This is a genomic window from Pseudomonas sp. TWI929 (genome assembly GCF_039673335.1).
Lineage (GTDB): Bacteria > Pseudomonadota > Gammaproteobacteria > Pseudomonadales > Pseudomonadaceae > Aquipseudomonas.
On the sequence record NZ_JBDJLK010000098.1, the window covers coordinates 1 to 18,691 of the forward strand.

Sequence of the window (18,691 nt, forward strand, 5' to 3'; positions counted from 1 at the left end):
CTCCCACAGGGATTGCACAGAGGCTGAATACTGTGCAGTTCCTGTGGGAGCGGGTTTACCCGCGAAGAGGCCAGGCCTGCTTACACAAGGCTCAGCGCTTCTTCTTGTCATACAGCCGCGGCGCCCCTTCGGGTCGCGACTTGAACCGGCGGTGCGCCCACAGGTATTGCTCAGGGCACTCGCGCAACACACTCTCGACCCACTGGTTGATGCGCAGGCAGTCGGCCTCTTCGCTTTCCCCGGGGAAATCCGCCAGCGGCGGGTGAATGACCAGACGATAGCCGCTGCCATCCTCCAGGCGCTTCTGGGTGAACGGAATCGCCTGCGCCTTGCCCAGCCGGGCAAACTTGGTGGTGGCGGTCACCGTAGCCGCCGGGATGCCGAACAACGGCACGAAAATGCTCTGCTTGGCGCCGTAGTCCTGGTCCGGCGCGTACCAGATCGCCCGGCCCGAGCGCAGCAGCTTGAGCATACCGCGCACGTCCTCGCGCTCTACCGCCAGCGAATCAAGGTTGTGGCGCTCACGGCCGCTGCGCTGGATGAAGTCGAACAGGGCATTGCCATGCTCACGGTACATGCCGTCGATGGTGTGCTGCTGGCCGAGCAGCGCGGCGCCGATTTCCAGGGTGGTGAAGTGCACCGCCATGAGGATGGCGCCCTGCCCCGCCTGCTGGGCGGCCTGCAGGTGCTCCAGCCCCTCGACATGGGCCAGGCGCGCCAGCCTGGCCTTGGGCCACCACCAGCTCATGGCCATTTCGAAGAAGGCGATACCTGTGGAGGCGAAGTTGGCCTTGAGCAAACGCTGCCGTTCGTCGACCGACAGCTCCGGGAAGCACAGCTCCAGGTTGCGCGCGGCAATGCGCCGCCGCTCACCGGCAAAGTGGTACATCACCGCGCCCAGCGCGGCACCGATTTTCAACAGCACCCGGTACGGCAACTGGACCACCAGCCACAGCAGGCCCAGGCCCAGCCACAGGCCCCAGAACTTGGGGTGAAGGTAATAGCGACGAAAACGCGGGCGTTCCATTGAAGCATCCGGAAAGACAAAGGCCGCGCATTCTACAACGGATCAGCGCATGTTGCGGGCAACCGGTGTTCTCGTTATAAGTCAGGGCACTTTTTTCGCAACAAGCCGTCTATGCAGACCATGAGCCCAAACCACACACCCGACACCGCCCCCGTGTTCCAGCTCAAGGGCAGCATGCTCGCCATTACAGTACTGGAACTGGCGCGCAATGACCTTGAAGCCCTCGACCGCCAGTTGGCGGCCAAAGTCGCCCAGGCACCGAACTTCTTCAGCAACACGCCGCTGGTGCTGGCGCTGGACAAGCTACTGGCCGACGAAGGGGCAATCGACCTGCCCGGCTTGATGCGGATCTGCCGCCACCACGGCCTGCGCACTTTGGCCATCCGTGCCAACCGCATCGAGGACATCGCCGCCGCCATCGCCATCGACCTGCCGGTACTGCCGCCATCCGGCGCCCGCGAACGGCCGCTGGAGCCCGAGCCTGAGGTGAAAAAACCCGAACCGGCCCCGCCGCCCGTCCTTGAACCCGAGGTGCGCCCAACACGCATCATCACTTCGCCAGTACGTGGCGGGCAGCAGATCTATGCCCAGGGCGGCGACCTGGTGGTGACCGGCTCGGTCAGCCCGGGTGCGGAACTTCTGGCCGATGGCAACATCCATGTGTACGGCGCCATGCGCGGCCGGGCCCTGGCCGGCATCAAAGGCAATACCAAGGCGCGTATCTTCTGCCAGCAGATGACCGCCGAAATGGTCTCCATCGCCGGCCAGTACAAGGTTTGCGAAGACCTGCGCCGCGACCCGCTGTGGGGTGCCGGCGTGCAAGTCAGCCTGTCTGGTGACGTGTTGAACATCACCCGCCTTTAACGGATACTTGCCAGCATTTTTAGAGCAACTTTTTTACCGTTGCCTTTTATTTGAGCTATTTAAGCTATTTCAGTTTTTTGCAGGGACCAGTGTCCCGATTATTTTAGGGGTGAAACACCTTGGCCAAGATTCTCGTGGTTACTTCCGGCAAGGGGGGGGTGGGCAAGACCACCACCAGCGCCGCCATTGGTACCGGCCTCGCTCTGCGTGGCCACAAGACCGTAATCGTCGACTTCGACGTGGGCCTGCGTAACCTCGACCTGATCATGGGCTGCGAACGCCGCGTGGTGTATGACTTCGTCAACGTGGTCAATGGCGAAGCCAACCTGCAACAGGCCCTGATCAAGGACAAGCGCCTCGAGAACCTGTACGTGCTGGCCGCCAGCCAGACCCGTGACAAGGACGCGCTGACCCAGGAAGGCGTGGAAAAGGTGCTGATGGAGCTGAAGAAAGACTTCGAATTCGTCATCTGCGACTCGCCTGCCGGTATCGAGAAAGGCGCGCACCTGGCCATGTACTTCGCCGACGAAGCCATCGTGGTCACCAACCCTGAAGTTTCCTCGGTACGTGACTCGGACCGCATGCTGGGCATCCTGTCGAGCAAGTCGCGCCGCTCCGAAAACGGCGAAGAGCCGATCAAGGAACACCTGCTGATCACCCGCTACCACCCGGAGCGTGTGGAAAAGGGCGAAATGCTGAGCATCGCCGACGTCGAAGAAATCCTGGCGATCAAGCTCAAGGGTGTGATCCCTGAGTCCCAGGCAGTGCTCAAGGCTTCCAACCAGGGTATCCCGGTCATCCTCGACGACCAGAGCGATGCCGGCCAGGCCTATAGCGATACCGTCGACCGTCTGCTGGGTAAAGAAAAGCCCCTGCGGTTCATCGAAGTGCCGAAGCAAGGATTCTTCGCGCGACTGTTTGGAGGCAAGTAAACCATGAACCTTTTTGACTTCTTTCGTGGCAGACAGAAACAGACCAGCGCGTCGGTAGCGAAAGAGCGTCTACAGATCATCGTGGCGCACGAGCGCGGCCAACGCAGCGAGCCGGACTACCTGCCAGCGCTGCAGAAAGAACTGCTGGAAGTGATCCGCAAGTATGTGAACATCGGCAACGATGACGTGCATATCGAGCTGGAAAACCAGGGCAGCTGCTCGATTCTGGAGCTGAACATCACCTTGCCGGATCGCTGATCCGCGCAATCGGCAATTTGGGGCTGCTTTGCAGCCCTTCGCGGGCAAGCCCGCTCCTACAAGGGGTATGCATTCCCATGTAGGAGCGGGCTTGCCCGCGAAGGGCCGCAAAGCGGCCCCGCTGTTTTCCCCCGATATAACCGAGACCAAGCAATGCCGCTGTCGAACATCCAGATCCTGCACGAAGACGCCGCCATCCTGGTGATCAACAAGCCGACCCTGCTGCTGTCGGTGCCAGGCCGTGCCGAGGACAACAAGGACTGCCTGATCACCCGCCTGCAGGAAAACGGCTACCCCGATGCGCTGATCGTGCACCGCCTGGACTGGGAAACCTCCGGCATCATCCTGCTGGCCCGCGATGCCGACAGCCACCGCGAGCTGTCGCGCCAGTTCCACGACCGCGAAACCGAAAAGGCCTACACCGCACTGTGCTGGGGCCAGCCGGCGCTGGACAGCGGCAGCATCGACCTGCCACTGCGCTATGACCCGCCGACCAAGCCACGGCACGTGGTGGACCACGAGCAGGGCAAGCATGCCCTGACCTTCTGGCGCATTATCGAGCGTTGCGGTGATTACTGCCGGGTGGAGCTGACGCCGATTACCGGGCGTTCGCACCAGTTGCGCGTGCACATGCTGTCGATCGGGCACCCGCTGCTGGGCGACCGGCTGTACGCCAACCCAGAGGCGCTGGCGGCGCATGAACGGCTGTGCCTGCATGCTTCGATGCTGAGCTTTACCCACCCGGTGTCCGGGGAGCGGTTGAAGTTCGAGTGCGCTGCGCCTTTCTGAATGATGGATGGCTGTACCGGCCTCTTCGCGGGCTTGCCCGCGAAGAGGCAGACACAAATTGTCGACATTCTGCGCTAAACTCGCGCCACTGCTGTCTGGAGTAAGCTATGCGCGACGCACTGAATACTGGCCTTATCGACTTCCTCAAGGCCTCCCCCACGCCCTTCCACGCCACCGCCAGCCTGGCCCAGCGCCTGGAGGCTGCCGGCTACCAGCGCCTGGACGAGCGCGACAGCTGGGCCACAGTGCCTGGCGGGCGCTATTACGTCACCCGTAACGACTCTTCGATCATCGCCATCAAGCTGGGCAAGCAGGCCCCATTGCTGAACGGCATCCGCATGGTCGGCGCGCACACCGACAGCCCGTGCCTGCGGGTCAAGCCGCAGCCCGAGCTGCAGCGCCAGGGCTTCCTGCAACTGGGCGTGGAAGTGTATGGCGGCGCCCTGCTGGCGCCGTGGTTCGACCGCGACCTGTCGCTGGCCGGCCGCGTCACCTACCGCCGTGACGGCAAGGTGGAAAGCCAACTGGTCGACTTCAAGCTGCCGATCGCGATCATCCCCAACCTGGCGATCCACCTGAACCGCACTGCCAATGAAGGCTGGGCGATCAACCCGCAGAACGAACTGCCGCCGATTCTCGCCCAGGTGGCCGGTGACGAGCGCATCGACTTCCGTGCCCTGCTCACCGAGCAACTGGCCCGCGAGCACGAACTGATCGCCGATGTGGTGCTGGATTACGAGCTGAGCTTCTACGACACCCAGGATGCCGCGCTGATCGGCCTCAACGGCGACTTCATCGCCGGCGCCCGCCTGGACAACCTGCTGTCGTGCTACGCCGGCCTGCAGGCCCTGCTGGGCGCCGATAGCGACGAAACCTGCGTGCTGGTGTGCAACGACCACGAAGAAGTTGGCAGCTGCTCGGCCTGCGGCGCCGACGGCCCGATGCTTGAGCAGACCCTACAGCGCCTGCTGCCCGATGGCGACGCTTACGTGCGCACCATCCAGCGCTCGCTGATGGTGTCGGCCGACAACGCCCACGGCGTGCACCCCAACTATGCCGACAAGCACGATGGCAACCACGGGCCCAAGCTCAACGCCGGACCGGTGATCAAGGTGAACAACAACCAGCGCTATGCCACCAACAGCGAAACCGCCGGGTTCTTCCGCCACCTGTGCATGGCCGAGGAAGTGCCAGTGCAGAGCTTTGTGGTGCGCAGCGACATGGGTTGTGGTTCCACCATCGGGCCGATTGCCGCCAGCCACCTGGGCGTGCGTACGGTGGATATCGGCTTGCCGACCTTTGCCATGCACTCGATTCGCGAGCTGTGCGGCAGCCATGACCTGGCACACCTGGTGAAGGTGCTGACCGCCTTCTACCGCAGCCGCGAGTTGCCCTGATGTAAGCAGGCCCGGCCTCTTCGCGGGCTTGCCCGCGAAGAGGCCGAACCTGCTAACAGATGCCTAGGGTCAATCCCGCTTCGCCCGCCACCCGCTATGCTTGTTACATGGCCCCACTGCAAAAGGATTGCTGTCCATGTCCCCGTTCCTGTCCCTGTTCGTGCCGGTGTTCCTGTTCCTGATGCTGCTGACCATCGGCTTCAGCATGCGCGAGCGCAATATCGGCGTGCTGATGATGTGGATCGGCACCTTGGGTATCTTCGGCCTCACCTGCTGGAAGATCCTCGAGAAACTGCCGACATAAACCTCTACACTCGGTCAATCGTTTGACCTGAGGTAGATTTGCCAGTGCCTGCCCTTCTGCGTTACCTGTTCCTGCTGCTGTTGCTGTCCATTACCCCGGTACAGGCGGCGGGCCTGCCTGGCCTGCTGGGCGGCAGTGCGCCCGCGCAACCGGAGGCCAGCGAGCCGCTGGGCAAGTCGCTGGACGAGGTGATCAAGAACCTGGAAAACGACCAGCAACGGGCCAAGCTGCTGGCCGACCTGAAAAAGCTGCGCGATGCCACCAAGCAATCGCAACCCAGCGTCGAACAGGGGGTGCTTGGCCTGATTGGCGGTGCCCTGCATGATTTTGAAAAACAGTTCAGTGGCGATGCCAGCCCGTTCCATCGCTGGGCTGCGGAAATCGAACAAGCCCAGGCCGAACTGACCGAGCTGATGGTACCGGTGCACCAGTGGCCGGCAATCCTGTTCGGCTTTGCCGCAGTCATTGCCGTGTGGAGCATGCTGGCCTACGCCTTCAACTGGGTCGGCCACCGGATACGCCTGCGCTTTGGCCTGAGCGAAGAACTGCCACAGCACCCGCGCACCTGGGACCTGCTGCGCTTTGCCCTGCGCAAGCTCGGCCCATGGCTGGTGGCGTTGGTGTTCACCGTGTACCTGAGCTTCGTGCTGCCGCAGTCGCTGGGCAAATCGCTGGCCATGGTGCTGGCTTACGCGCTGGTGGTCGGCACCTGCTTCTCAGCCATCTGCGTCATCGCCTTCTCGCTGCTTGATGGCCCGCATCGCCACCGCGCCCTGCACATCCTGCGGCACCAGGCATTCCGCCCGCTGTGGCTGATCGGCAGCTTCGCCGCGTTTGGCGAGGCAATGAGCGACCCGCGCATGTTGGTCGCCCTGGGGACACACCTGGCGCATGCCCTGGCGACCCTGGCCAACGTCATCGCCGCGCTGTGCACGGGGCTGTTCATCCTGCGCTTCCGCCGCCCGATCGCCCACCTGATCCGCAACCAGCCACTGTCGCGGCGCCTGACCCGGCGCACCCTCAGCGACACCATCGAGATCCTCGGCAGCTTCTGGTTCATCCCGGCGCTGATCCTGGTGGCCATCTCGCTGTTCGCCACCTTCGTGTCTGCCGGCGATACCAGCACCGCGCTGCGCCAGTCGCTGATGTGCACGGTGCTGGTGGTGGTGTGCATGGTGCTCAACGGCCTGGTGCGGCGCCATGCGGCCAAGCCCAAACGGGCCAACAAGCGCCAGGCAGTGTACGCCGAGCGCCTGCGCAACTTCGGCTACCTGCTGGTGCACCTGTTCATCTGGCTGCTGTTCATCGAGCTGGGCCTGCGCGTGTGGGGCCTGTCGATGATCGGCTTCGCCGAGGGCGACGGCCACGACATCAGCGTGCGCCTGCTGGGCCTGGCTGGCACGCTGATCGTCGCCTGGCTGGTGTGGATCCTTGCCGACACCGCCGTGCACCACGCGCTGGTGCGTTCGCGCAGGGGCCTGGCCAACGCCCGTGCGCAAACCATGATGCCGTTGATCCGCAACGTGTTGTTCGTGGTCATCTTCATCATCGCGGTGATCGTCGCCCTGGCCAACATGGGCATGAACGTCACCCCGCTGCTGGCCGGTGCCGGCGTGATCGGCCTGGCCATCGGCTTTGGCGCGCAGTCGCTGGTGGCCGATCTGATCACCGGGCTGTTCATCATCATCGAAGACTCGCTGGCCATCGACGACTATGTGGATGTGGGTGGGCACCTGGGCACGGTGGAGGGGCTGACCATTCGTACCGTGCGCCTGCGCGATATCGACGGCATCGTGCATACCATCCCGTTCAGCGAGATCAAGAGCATCAAGAACTACTCGCGTGAGTTCGGCTACGCGATCTTCCGCGTGGCGATCCCGCACAGCATGAACATCGACCAGGCGATCACACTGATTCGCGAGGTGGGCCAGAAGCTGCGCAACGACCCGCTGATGCGCCGCAACATCTGGTCGCCGCTGGAGCTGCAGGGGGTGGAGAGTTTCGAGTCGGGTTCGGCGATCTTGCGAGCGCGGTTCAAGACCGCGCCGATCAAGCAGTGGGAAGTGTCGCGTGCGTTCAACCTGGCGCTGAAGCGGCAGATGGATGAGGCCGGGCTGGACCTGGCGACGCCGCGGTTGTCGGTGCAGGTGGTGACGGCCGGGGGTGGCGGGATGGCGGAATCCGGTTCCTCCAGTTAGGGCCTATTCGCGGGTGAACCCGCTCCCACAGGTTGGTCGCAAGTCCTGAATCTTGTGCCGTCCCTGTGGGAGCGGGTTTATCGAGGCGTCGAACCGCCGCGAAGAAGCCAACACCCTAGCCAGCCTGGGCGCGGATGCGGATGGCATCATGCCGCCAATACTCCAGGTCACAGTCGATCAGGTGGCCATGCTGGTCACTGTTGACCCGGGTGATGTGCAGCCCCGGGCTGCCCGCCGACACCTTCAAGGCACTGGCCGCCTCCACCGGTAAAGCAGTCGGCAAGATCTCGAAGCACACCTGCCCATACTGGATGCCATACACCCGCCCATAAATCTCGGTCAGCGACTGCGCCAGGTCCTGCTCGAGAATCCCCGGGAAATACTTGGGGTTGAGGTAATGCTCGGCATACAGCACCGCCCGCCCATCGATGCGCCGCAAGCGGCAGATACGCACCACGCTGGACAACGCCGGCAGCTGCAAGCGCGCACAGATGGCCGCCGAGGCCGGCTGCAGCCGCGCCGACAGCAACTCGGTACTGGCCACCCGCCCCTGGTCGCGGACCATTGCATGAAAATGGCTGCGCTCGATCAGGTCGTAGGTCAGCCGCTCGGGCGCAACGAACCAGCCGCGGCGCTCTTCACGGTAGATCAGCCCCTGGGCCTCCAGCTGTACCAACGCTTCACGCAAGGTAATGCGCGTGGTGTCGAACACCTCGCTGAGCCTGCGCTCGGCCGGCAGCTTGCCGCCCGGCGCCAGCAGGCCGTGCTCGATCTGCTCCTGCAGGGCATGGCAGATGGCTGTTACCGCACGCGGGGGCGTCGACTGCATCAAAAGGTTACCTATCTGGACTAGTCCAGCCCCATCACAGGGCATGTGGAGAATAGTGCAAGCCTAGGCAGGGCTGATGAACATCCTGTGACAAAGGCCTTGGCCAGGTACTGCCAGAAACGCGCCAAGCCAGCAGAACCGGGGTGATTACCTGGTCTACGCTGTAGCTTCAGGGGCCCGGGCGGCCCTTCCCTACATCAAACTGTCACGCAAGCGGCCTACCTTGGCTCAAGGTTTGCTGACCTAGACCAAAGGTGCCAGTCAACGGCTTGCAACGGCGTTACCCATAACAACGATCGCAAAGGCACCCACCCCAAGGAGCTTCGGATGAAAAAGTTCTTCATGGCGTCACTGCTCGGTTCGGCTATCGCTTTGTGTACCACGGCCATGGCCGCCGACACCGACCTCAAGGCCCTGGAAGACGCCGCCCGCAAGGAAGGCAACGTCAACAGCGTGGGCATGCCTGATGCCTGGGCCAACTGGAAAGGCACCTGGGAAGACCTGGCCAGCAAGTACGGCCTCAAGCACAGCGACACCGACATGAGTTCGGCCCAGGAAATCGCCAAGTTCGAAGCCGAGAAGGATAACGCCAGCGCCGACATCGGCGACGTGGGTGCCGCCTTCGGCCCGATCGCCGTAAGCAAGGGCGTGAGCCAGCCGTACAAGCCAAGCACCTGGGACCAGGTGCCGGCGTGGGCCAAGGATAAGGACGGCCACTGGGCGCTGGCCTATACCGGCACCATTGCCTTCATCATCAACAAGGACCTGGTCAAGGAAGGCGACCGCCCGGCTTCCTGGCACGACCTGGAAAAAGGCAAGTACAAGGTCGCCATTGGTGATGTCGGCACCGCCGCCCAGGCCGCCAACGGCGTGCTGGCTGCGGCCATCGCCTACAAGGGTGACGAAACCAACGTGGCGCCAGGCCTGCAGCTGTTCACCAAGCTGGCCCAGCAGAAGCGCCTGTCGCTTGCCAACCCGACCATTCAGACCCTGGAAAAGGGCGAAGTGGAAGTCGGCGTGGTGTGGGACTTCAACGGTCTGAGCTACCGTGAACAGATCGACCCCAAGCGTTTTGAAGTGCTGATCCCGTCGGATGGCTCGGTGATTTCCGGCTATACCACGGTCATCAACAAATACGCCAAGCACCCTAACGCGGCCAAGCTGACCCGTGAGTACATCTTCAGCGACGCCGGGCAGATCAACCTGGCCAAGGGCCACGCGCGGCCGATCCGCGCCGAGCACCTGACACTGCCGGCCGATGTGCAGGCCAAGCTGCTGCCAAATGAGCAATACAAGGTGGCGCAGCCGATCAAGAATGCCGAAGCCTGGGAAGCGACCTCGAAGAAACTGCCGCAGATGTGGCAGGAGCAAGTGATCATCGAGATGGAGTAAGGCAGGCCCCATTTGGGGCTGCTGCGCAGCCCATCGCGACGCAAGGCCGCTCCCACAGGGCCGGCGTCGCCCCAGAGGTTTTCGCTGTCCCTGTGGGAGCGGCCTTGTGTCGCGAAAGGAGGGCGCAGCCCTCCCCGTTTTTTGCGGAGTATTGAATGAGCTACAACGTCATACTGGTCCTGCTCGACGGCCTCAACTACCAGGTCGCCCACCATGCCATGGGCCACCTGCACGCCTACGTCGAGGCCGACCGCGCCGCGCTTTACCGCGTAGAATGCGAACTTCCGTCGCTGTCGCGGCCGCTGTACGAGTGCATCCTCACCGGCGTGCCCCCCATCGACAGCGGCATCGTGCACAACAACGTCAACCGCCTGTCCAACCAGCGCAGCGTGTTCCACTACGCCCGCGAAGCCAACCTGGGCACCGCAGCAGCGGCCTATCACTGGATGAGCGAGCTGTACAACCGCTCGCCCTTCGACCCACAGCGCGACCGCCATACCCACGCACCCAAGCTGCCGATCCAGCACGGGCTGTTCTACTGGGATGACCGCTACCCCGATTCGCACCTGCTGGCCGACGGCGAATACCTGCGCCGCCGCCATGCACCGAACTTCCTGCTGGTGCACCCGATGAGCATCGACGACATCGGCCACCGCCACGGCCTGGACAGCAGCCAGTACCGCAACGCCGCGCGCAGCGTCGACATCCTGCTGGCCGACTACCTGCCGGGCTGGCTGGAAGAGGGCTACCAGGTGCTGGTCACCGCCGACCACGGCATGAACAACGACCGCTCGCACAACGGCCTGCTCGCCGAGGAACGCGAAGTGCCGCTGTTCGTGTTCGGCGATGCCTTCAGCCTCGACCCTGCGGCCAAGCCGCTGCAGACCGAGCTGTGCGGCACTATCTGCGAGCTGCTCGGTGCCGCGCACGACAAAACGGTTTGCCGGGAGCTGCTGAAGTGACTGCACCCAAAAGCAGCAGCGCCCGTGGCCGCTACCTGGCGCTGCTTTGCCTGCTGCCGTTCGCGGTGTTCTTCGTCATCTTCCAGATCGCCCCGCTGGCCTGGGTGGCGATCAACAGCCTGCAATCGGAAGCTGGCTGGGGCGTGGACAACTTCAGCAAGGTGTTCGCCTCGAAGTTCTACCTGCAGGCCCTGCAACGCAGCCTGGAGATCAGCTTCTGGTCGAGCCTGTTCGGCATCGTCATCGCCACCCTCGGCGCCTATTCGCTGCGCCAGGTGGACTCGAAGCTGCGCGACTTTGTCAGTGCCTTCGCCAACATGACCAGCAACTTTGCCGGGGTGCCGCTGGCGTTCGCCTTCATCATCCTGCTTGGCTTCAACGGCGCGCTGACCCTGCTGCTGAAGCAGGTCGGCCTGCTGGAGGACTTCAGCATCTATTCCAAGAGCGGGCTGATCCTGGTGTACACCTACTTCCAGATCCCGCTGGGCGTGTTGCTGCTGTACCCCGCCTTCGATGCCCTGCGTGAAGACTGGCGCGAGTCGGCCGCGCTGTTGGGCGCCAGCCATTGGCAGTTCTGGCGGCACATCGGCTTGCCGGTGCTGACCCCGGCACTGCTGGGCACCTTTGTCATCCTGCTGGCCAACGCCCTCGGTGCCTACGCCACCGTGTACGCGCTGACCACCGGCAATTTCAACGTGCTGCCGATCCGCATCGCTGGCCTGGTGGCCGGTGATATCAGCCTGGACCCGAACCTGGCCAGTGCCCTGGCGATGGTGCTGGTGGGTCTGATGACGCTGGTCACGGTGGTGCACCAATGGCTACTGAAACGGAGCTACCATGCGCGCTGACGCCCGCTCTGGCGGCTGGTACCACCGCGCTGTGGTTTACCTGCTGTTCCTGATCCTGCTGCTGCCGCTGGCCGGCACCCTGCTGTACTCGCTGGCCACCAGCTGGTCGGCCAGCCTGCTGCCCAGCGGCCTGACCCTGAAATGGTACACCGCGCTGTGGAGCGAGCCGCGCTTCCTGGCCGCTTTCGGCCAGTCGCTGGTGGTGTGCGTGGGCGCGCTGCTGCTGTCGGTGGTGCTGATCTTGCCGCTGCTGTTCGTGGTGCATTACCACTTCCCCAGGCTCGATGCGCTGATGAACATCCTCATCCTGCTGCCGTTCGCGGTACCGCCGGTGGTGTCGTCGGTGGGGCTGTTGCAGCTGTATGGCAGCGGGCCGATGGCCATGGTCGGTACACCGTGGATCCTGATTGGCTGCTACTTCACCATCGCCCTGCCGTTCATGTACCGGGCCATTACCAACAACCTGCAGGCCATCAACCTGCGCGACCTGATGGACGCCGCCCAGCTGCTCGGCGCCAGCACCTGGCAGGCCGCACTGCTGGTGGTGCTGCCGAACCTGCGCAAGGGCCTGATGGTGGCGCTGCTGCTGTCGTTTTCATTCCTGTTCGGTGAGTTCGTGTTTGCCAACCTGCTGGTCGGCACCCGCTACGAAACCCTGCAGGTGTACCTGAACAACATGCGCAACAGCAGCGGCCACTTCAACAGCGCGCTGGTGATCTCCTACTTCGCCTTCGTGCTGGTACTGACCTGGGTCGCCAACCGCCTGAACAAGGACAAGAGCTGAAATGAGCTTCGTCAGCGTACAGAAACTGCAGAAAAGCTATGCCGGCAGCCCGGTGTTCGAAAACATCGACTGCCACATCGAACGCGGCGAGTTCGTCACCCTGCTCGGCCCGTCCGGCTGCGGCAAGTCCACCCTGCTGCGCTGCATCGCCGGGCTGACCCCGGTGGACAGCGGGCAAATCCTGCTCGACGGCCACGACATCGTGCCGCTGAGCCCGCAAAAGCGCGGTATCGGCATGGTGTTCCAGAGCTATGCGCTGTTCCCCAACATGACCGTGGAGCAGAACGTCGCCTTTGGCCTGCGCATGCAGAAGGTCAAGGCCAATGAAAGCCAGTTGCGGGTGCGCGAGGCGCTGGAGCTGGTAGAGCTGGGCAACTTCGCCGGGCGCTACCCGCACCAGTTGTCTGGTGGCCAGTGCCAACGCGTGGCCCTGGCCCGTTCGCTGGTCACCCGCCCGCGCCTGCTGCTGCTGGACGAGCCTTTGTCGGCGCTGGATGCGCGCATTCGCAAGCACCTGCGCGAGCAGATTCGCGCCATCCAGCGCGAACTGGGGCTGACCACAATCTTCGTCACCCACGACCAGGAAGAAGCGCTGACCATGTCCGACCGCATCTTCCTGATGAACCAGGGGCGTATCGTCCAGAGCGGCGATGCCGAAACCCTCTACACCGCGCCGGTGGACCTGTTTGCCGCCGGCTTTATCGGCAACTACAACCTGCTCGATGCCGACAGCGCCAGCCGCCTGTTGCAGCGCCCGGTGGCCCACCGCCTGGCGATCCGCCCGGAGTCGATCACCCTGGGCGTGCATGGCGAGCTTGACGCCGAAGTGCGCAGCCGCAGCCTGCTGGGCAACGTGATCCGTTACCGGGTGCGGGTGCGTGAAGTGGAGCTGGTGGTCGACGTGCTCAACCGCTCGCCGGCCGACCTGCACGCGGACGGGCAGCGGGTGAGCTTGTCGATCGACCCCACGGCGCTACGCGAAGTGGCCTAAGGAGATTTACCCATGGCACTGGCAATTTTCGATCTGGACGAAACCCTGATCCACGGCGACTGCGCGTCGTTGTGGAGCGAGCAGATGGCCCGGCTGGGCTGGGTCGACGGCAAAGCCTTCCTGCGCCGCGACCATGAACTGATGGAGGCCTATGGCAAGGGCCACCTGCAGATGGAGGACTACATGGCCTTCAGCCTGGAGCCGATTGCCGGGCGCACCCTGGAAGAAGTCGCGCACCTGGTAGAACCCTGGGTCGAAGAGGTGATCGAGCCGATCATCTACGGCGACGCCTGCCGCTGCATTGCCGAGCACCGCAAGCGCGGGGACCGCATCCTGATCATTTCCGCTTCAGGCACACACCTGGTCGGGCCGATTGCGGCGCGGCTGGGGGTGGATGAATACCTGGCGATCGAGCTGGAAGCGCAGAACGGCGTGTACACCGGCAAGACCCATGGGGTGCTGACCTACCGCGAAGGCAAGATCACCCGGTTGCTGGAGTGGCTGGACCAGGAGCAGGAGAACCTGGAGGGGGCGAGTTTCTATTCCGATTCGCGCAATGACCTGCCGTTGTTGCTGAAGGTGGATTACCCGCATGTGGTGAACCCGGATGGGGTGTTGCGCGAGCATGCCGAGACCAACAAGTGGCCGATCCTGAGTTGGTCCTGAGCTTCTTGCCTTAACTGTACCGGCCCTTTCGCGGGTAAACCCGCTCCCACAGGGGATACCACAATGTACGAACCTGTGGTGATTTCTGTGGGAGCGGGTTCACCCGCGAAGAGGCCTGGCCTGCTTATGCCAGGCTTGGGTCGATCACCATCACCAGCTTGCCCGACACCTGGTTGGTTTCCAGCTCGGCATACGCCGCCTGGGCAAACTCCACCGGGTAGGTATCGACCAGCTGCGGCGACAAGCGCCCTTCGGCAAACAGCGGCCATACCTGTTGCTGCAATTCACGCAGCAGCTCAGCCTTGAAGCCGTCATCACGGTTGCGCAGGGTCGAACCGGTGATTTCCAGGCGCTTGCCCAGCACCTGCGCGAGGTCCAGCTCGAACTTGCGCCCGCCCATCAGGCCAATGATTACCCAGCGCCCGTCACGGGCCAGCAACTTGAGGTTGAGCTCGCCGTAGCTAGCCCCCACCGGGTCGAGAATAACGTCGAACGGGCCAAAACCTTCCAGCTCATCCAGGTTCTGGTTACGCACCACACCGCCCGCGGCGCCCAGTGCCTCGCAATAGTCCAGGCGGTCCTGCGAACCGACGCTGACCCATACCGGGCTGCCGAACGCCTTGCACAGCTGGATAGCCGCCGAGCCCACGCCACTGGCACCAGCGTGCACCAGCACTTTTTCACCGGCCTTCACACCACCGAGCTGGAAGATGTTCAACCAGGCAGTGGCATACACCTCCGGCAACGCCGCCGCCTCGTTCAGGCTCAGGCCCTCGGGCACCGGCAGCACGTGGCGGGCATCGACAACCACTTCTTCGGCCATGGCACCGCTGGCCAGCAGCGCACACACCCGGTCGCCCACGCGCCAATCGGCACCGGCGCCCACTTCTTCAACCACCCCGGAACACTCCAGGCCCATGTACGGGCTGGCACCTGGCGGTGGCGGGTACAAACCTTTCATCTGCAGCAGATCGGCGCGGTTCAGCCCCGCTGCGGCCACGCGAATGCGCACTTGGCCCGCGTCACAGGCCGGGCGTTCGGCCTCGACCCACTCCACATGTCCGTCAACGCCTTGCAATGCCTTCACAGTGCCTCCATAGTTGAATCATATGACCGAGCCTGGGGTCGCTATGCCCCAGGCTTTTTGCAGTATGCGCCCGGCTCCCATGGAACCGGCGAACGGAATAGACGGCCTACTATGCGTGATCAAATGCCCCCACGTCGAATCAGCATGAAGCATTTCCTTCCAAGCACCGCCCTGGCCCTGATGATCGGCCTGGGTAGCCTCACGCTCGGCGGCAATGCGGTGGCCGCCAACAAGTGGGACAGCCTGCAGCCGGACCGCGACGAGATCGTCGCCAGCCTCAACGTGGTGGAATTGCTCAAGCGCCACCACTACAGCAAGCCGCCGCTGGACGACGCCCGTTCGGTCATCATCTATGACAGCTACATCAAGCTGCTGGACCCGGCACGCAGCTACTTCACCGCCGCCGATATCGCCGAGTTCGACAAATGGAAAACGCAATTCGACGATTTCCTCAAGAGCGGTAACCTGGACCCGGGCTTCACCATCTACAAACGCTACCTGGACCGCGTCAAGCAACGCCTGGACTTCGCCCTGGCCGAATTGAACAAAGGCGTGGACAAGATCGACTTCACCACCAAGGAAACCTTGCTGATCGAGCGCAAGGACGCACCGTGGTTGAAGGACCAGGCCGAGCTCGATGACTTGTGGCGCAAACGCGTCAAGGACGAAGTGCTGCGTCAGAAGATCGCCGGCAAGGAACCCAAGCAGATCCAGGAAACCCTGACCAAGCGCTACAAGAACCAGCTGGCGCGCCTGGACCAGACCCGTGCCGAGGACATCTTCCAGGCCTACATCAACACCTTCGCCCAGTCCTACGACCCGCACACCAACTACCTGTCGCCGGACAACGCGGAAAACTTCGACATCAACATGAGCCTGTCGCTGGAAGGCATCGGCGCGGTGCTGCAAAGCGACAACGACCAGGTCAAGATCGTGCGCCTGGTGCCGGCAGGCCCGGCAGCCAAGACCAAGCAAGTGGCCCCGGCCGACAAGATCATCGGCGTAGCCCAGGGCAACAAGGAAATGGTCGACGTGGTCGGCTGGCGCCTGGACGAAGTGGTCAAGCTGATCCGTGGCCCGAAAGGCTCGGTGGTGCGCCTGGAGATCATCCCGGCCAGCAATGCGCCTAGCGACCAGACCAGCAAGATCGTGTCGATTACCCGCGAAGCGGTGAAGCTTGAAGAGCAGGCAGCGAAAAAGTCGGTGCTCAAGCTCAAGCAGGACGGGCGTGACTACAAGCTGGGCATCATCGAGATCCCGGCCTTCTACCTGGACTTCAAGGCCTACCGCGCCGGTGACCCGGAGTACAAGAGCACCACGCGTGACGTGAAGAAGCTGCTCACCGAACTGCAGAAAGAGAAAGTCGACGGCGTGGTCATTGACCTGCGCAACAACGGCGGCGGCTCGCTGCAGGAAGCCACCGAGCTGACCAGCCTGTTCATCGAAAAAGGCCCGACCGTGCTGGTACGCAACAGCGACGGCCGTGTCGACGTGCTGGAAGACGAAAACCCAGGCGCCTTCTACAAAGGCCCGCTGGCGCTGCTGGTCAACCGCCTGTCGGCGTCGGCTTCGGAGATCTTCGCCGGTGCCATGCAGGACTACCACCGCGCGCTGATCATCGGCGGCCAGACCTTCGGCAAAGGCACCGTGCAGACCATCCAGCCGCTCAACCATGGCGAGCTGAAACTGACGCTGGCCAAGTTCTACCGGGTTTCCGGGCAGAGCACCCAGCACCAGGGCGTGCTGCCGGACATCGACTACCCGTCGATCATCGACACCAAGGAAATCGGCGAGAGCGCCCTACCCGAGGCCATGCCGTGGGACACTATCCGCCCGGTAGTGAAACCGGCGGCCGACCCGTTCAAGCCGTTCCTGGCCCAGCTCAAGGCGCAGCATGAAGCACGCAGCGACAAGGATGCGGAGTTCACCTACATCCGCGACCGCCTGGCCCTGACCCAGAAGCTGATGAACGAGAAAACCGTCAGCCTCAACGAACAGGAGCGCCGCGCACGCCACGACGACATCGAGGCCAAGCAACTGGCGCTGGAAAACATCCGCCGCAAGGCCAAGGGTGAAGAGCCGCTGAAAGAGCTGAAGAAAGAGGACGAAGACGCACTGCCAACCGAGGATGACAACACCAAGCCGGAAGACGATGCCTACCTGTCCGAAACCGGTCGTATCCTGATCGACTACCTGAGCGCAAGCACCAAGGTGGCCAAGAAGTAAGGCACTGCGCAAGTGATGGCAGAATAATGTGACCTGTCATCAAACAGTCATCGCGCTGTCGTGAAATAGAGGGGCTGGGCGTGCAAACGCCTGGCCCTTTCATTTTCAGGAATACGTCATGACCGTTGCCGAACAGCTCAGTGCCTTGAGTGCCATCCTGGCTCAACGCAGTATTCACAGCCTGTTCCAGCCGATCATGTGCCTGAGCGAACAACGGGTGTACGGCCATGAAGCGCTGAGCCGCGGGCCGTCCAACAGCCCGCTGCACGCGCCGCTGAACCTGTTTACCATCGCCCGCCAGGCCGGCCGCCTGACCGAACTGGAGGCGGCCTGCCGGGAAAGCGCCTGCCGGCGTTTCAACGAGCAGCAGTTACAGGGCAAGCTGTTTCTCAACATCTCGCCAGAATCGCTGCTAGAGCCGCACTACCCGTCTGGCTTGACCCTAAAGCTGCTCGAACAGGTCGGCCTGCCGCCCAGCCGGGTGGTGATCGAGCTGACCGAGCACACCCCGACCGACGACTTCCAGCTGCTGTCCAATGCCCTGCACCACTACCGCGACATGGGCTTTTCGATTGCCATCGACGATCTGGGGGCAGGTTATTCGAGCTTGCGCTTGTGGTCGGAGCTGCGCCCTGAATACGTGAAGATCGACCGGCATTTCATCGACGGCATCCACCGCGACCCGCTCAAGCGCGAGTTCGTCGGCTCGATCCTGCAGATTGCCCGAGCGTCGAAGGCACAGGTAATTGCCGAAGGGATCGAGCTGGCGGAGGAGCTGGCGGTACTGGTGGAGATGGGCGTGGACCTGGTACAGGGCTACCTACTGGGGCGGCCGCAGGAGCTGGGAGTACGTGAGAGCCGGCCGTTACCTGGGCTGATAAGCGTGCCGCCGGCCGAGCAGCCGACGGTGCGGCTCAATGCCACGATTGGGCAGTTGCTGGAGTTGTTTGGCCGGCATCTGCACTTGGATGCATTGCAGATGGTGGATGCCGATGGCAGGGCTTGTGGGTTGATTCACAGGGATGCGCTGCCGGTGCCGGCCTCTTCGCGGGTAAACCCGCTCCCACAGGTACAACACAGGCCCTGAGCCTTGCGCGGTCCCTGTGGGAGCGGCCTTGTGTCGCGATTGGGCCGCAC

At 63.2% G+C, this 18,691-nt stretch carries 18 protein-coding genes; 15 read left to right on the forward strand and 3 right to left on the reverse strand.

All coding sequences use genetic code 11. From position 1 onward, the window contains the following. Window positions 1-91: 91 nt before the first annotated feature. Complete coding sequence (locus tag ABE456_RS25050) at window positions 92-1,027, reverse strand: lipid A biosynthesis lauroyl acyltransferase (RefSeq protein ID WP_346646333.1); 936 nt, start codon at window positions 1,025-1,027, stop codon at window positions 92-94. Between the two features lie 111 nt (window positions 1,028-1,138). Between ABE456_RS25050 and minC the strand changes: the two genes are divergently transcribed. The 7 genes from minC (at window position 1,139) to ABE456_RS25085 (ending at window position 7,769) form a co-directional block, all read left to right on the forward strand. After that, window positions 1,139-1,891, forward strand: a complete 753-nt coding sequence (minC, locus tag ABE456_RS25055; RefSeq protein WP_346646334.1) for a septum site-determining protein MinC — start codon at window positions 1,139-1,141, stop codon at window positions 1,889-1,891. A gap of 119 nt (window positions 1,892-2,010) precedes the next feature. Continuing rightward, window positions 2,011-2,823 (forward strand): septum site-determining protein MinD, encoded by an 813-nt coding sequence (gene minD, locus ABE456_RS25060; protein ID WP_019097102.1) that lies wholly within the window; start codon window positions 2,011-2,013, stop codon window positions 2,821-2,823. 3 nt (window positions 2,824-2,826) lie between these two features. Beyond that, window positions 2,827-3,081 (forward strand): cell division topological specificity factor MinE, encoded by a 255-nt coding sequence (minE, locus tag ABE456_RS25065; RefSeq protein ID WP_003252572.1) that lies wholly within the window; start codon window positions 2,827-2,829, stop codon window positions 3,079-3,081. A gap of 153 nt (window positions 3,082-3,234) precedes the next feature. After that, window positions 3,235-3,870 (forward strand): RluA family pseudouridine synthase, encoded by a 636-nt coding sequence (locus ABE456_RS25070; RefSeq protein ID WP_346646335.1) that lies wholly within the window; start codon window positions 3,235-3,237, stop codon window positions 3,868-3,870. 107 nt (window positions 3,871-3,977) lie between these two features. Continuing rightward, window positions 3,978-5,267: a M18 family aminopeptidase gene (locus ABE456_RS25075; protein ID WP_346646336.1), complete on the forward strand. Its 1,290-nt coding sequence runs from the start codon at window positions 3,978-3,980 to the stop codon at window positions 5,265-5,267. Window positions 5,268-5,403: 136 nt separating this feature from the next. After that, window positions 5,404-5,571, forward strand: a complete 168-nt coding sequence (locus ABE456_RS25080) for a hypothetical protein (RefSeq protein ID WP_016501052.1) — start codon at window positions 5,404-5,406, stop codon at window positions 5,569-5,571. Between the two features lie 44 nt (window positions 5,572-5,615). Further along, window positions 5,616-7,769: a mechanosensitive ion channel family protein gene (locus ABE456_RS25085; protein WP_346646337.1), complete on the forward strand. Its 2,154-nt coding sequence runs from the start codon at window positions 5,616-5,618 to the stop codon at window positions 7,767-7,769. Window positions 7,770-7,884: 115 nt separating this feature from the next. On the opposite strand, the gene ABE456_RS25090 is transcribed toward ABE456_RS25085, so the two are convergent. Continuing rightward, on the reverse strand, window positions 7,885-8,598 hold the full coding sequence (locus ABE456_RS25090) for a UTRA domain-containing protein (RefSeq protein WP_346646338.1): 714 nt from the start codon (window positions 8,596-8,598) through the stop codon (window positions 7,885-7,887). Between the two features lie 327 nt (window positions 8,599-8,925). Between ABE456_RS25090 and ABE456_RS25095 the strand changes: the two genes are divergently transcribed. From ABE456_RS25095 to ABE456_RS25120, 6 genes are all read left to right on the forward strand, one after another. Next, window positions 8,926-9,990: an extracellular solute-binding protein gene (locus ABE456_RS25095; protein WP_346646339.1), complete on the forward strand. Its 1,065-nt coding sequence runs from the start codon at window positions 8,926-8,928 to the stop codon at window positions 9,988-9,990. 155 nt (window positions 9,991-10,145) lie between these two features. Further along, window positions 10,146-10,952 (forward strand): alkaline phosphatase family protein, encoded by an 807-nt coding sequence (locus tag ABE456_RS25100; RefSeq protein ID WP_346646340.1) that lies wholly within the window; start codon window positions 10,146-10,148, stop codon window positions 10,950-10,952. Then, window positions 10,949-11,800, forward strand: a complete 852-nt coding sequence (locus tag ABE456_RS25105) for an ABC transporter permease subunit (protein ID WP_346646341.1) — start codon at window positions 10,949-10,951, stop codon at window positions 11,798-11,800. Before ABE456_RS25100 ends, ABE456_RS25105 begins: the two co-directional genes overlap by 4 nt. Next, on the forward strand, window positions 11,790-12,584 hold the full coding sequence (locus ABE456_RS25110; RefSeq protein WP_346646342.1) for an ABC transporter permease: 795 nt from the start codon (window positions 11,790-11,792) through the stop codon (window positions 12,582-12,584). The genes ABE456_RS25105 and ABE456_RS25110 overlap by 11 nt, the downstream gene beginning before the upstream one ends. Before the next feature lies 1 nt (window position 12,585). After that, window positions 12,586-13,575: an ABC transporter ATP-binding protein gene (locus ABE456_RS25115; protein WP_346646343.1), complete on the forward strand. Its 990-nt coding sequence runs from the start codon at window positions 12,586-12,588 to the stop codon at window positions 13,573-13,575. Between the two features lie 12 nt (window positions 13,576-13,587). Next, complete coding sequence (locus ABE456_RS25120; protein ID WP_346646344.1) at window positions 13,588-14,241, forward strand: HAD family hydrolase; 654 nt, start codon at window positions 13,588-13,590, stop codon at window positions 14,239-14,241. Between the two features lie 124 nt (window positions 14,242-14,365). Here the strand turns inward: ABE456_RS25120 and ABE456_RS25125 are convergent, their stop codons facing one another. Then, window positions 14,366-15,328, reverse strand: coding sequence for an NAD(P)H-quinone oxidoreductase (locus ABE456_RS25125; protein ID WP_346646345.1), 963 nt, complete (start codon window positions 15,326-15,328; stop codon window positions 14,366-14,368). A gap of 144 nt (window positions 15,329-15,472) precedes the next feature. On the opposite strand from ABE456_RS25125, the gene ABE456_RS25130 reads away from it, so the two are divergent. Then, window positions 15,473-17,554, forward strand: a complete 2,082-nt coding sequence (locus ABE456_RS25130; RefSeq protein ID WP_346646346.1) for a carboxy terminal-processing peptidase — start codon at window positions 15,473-15,475, stop codon at window positions 17,552-17,554. Window positions 17,555-17,672: 118 nt separating this feature from the next. Beyond that, the gene (locus ABE456_RS25135; RefSeq protein WP_346646347.1) at window positions 17,673-18,641 is read left to right on the forward strand and encodes an EAL domain-containing protein; all 969 of its coding nucleotides are present in this window, start codon (window positions 17,673-17,675) and stop codon (window positions 18,639-18,641) included. The last annotated feature ends 50 nt before the right edge of the window (window positions 18,642-18,691 follow it).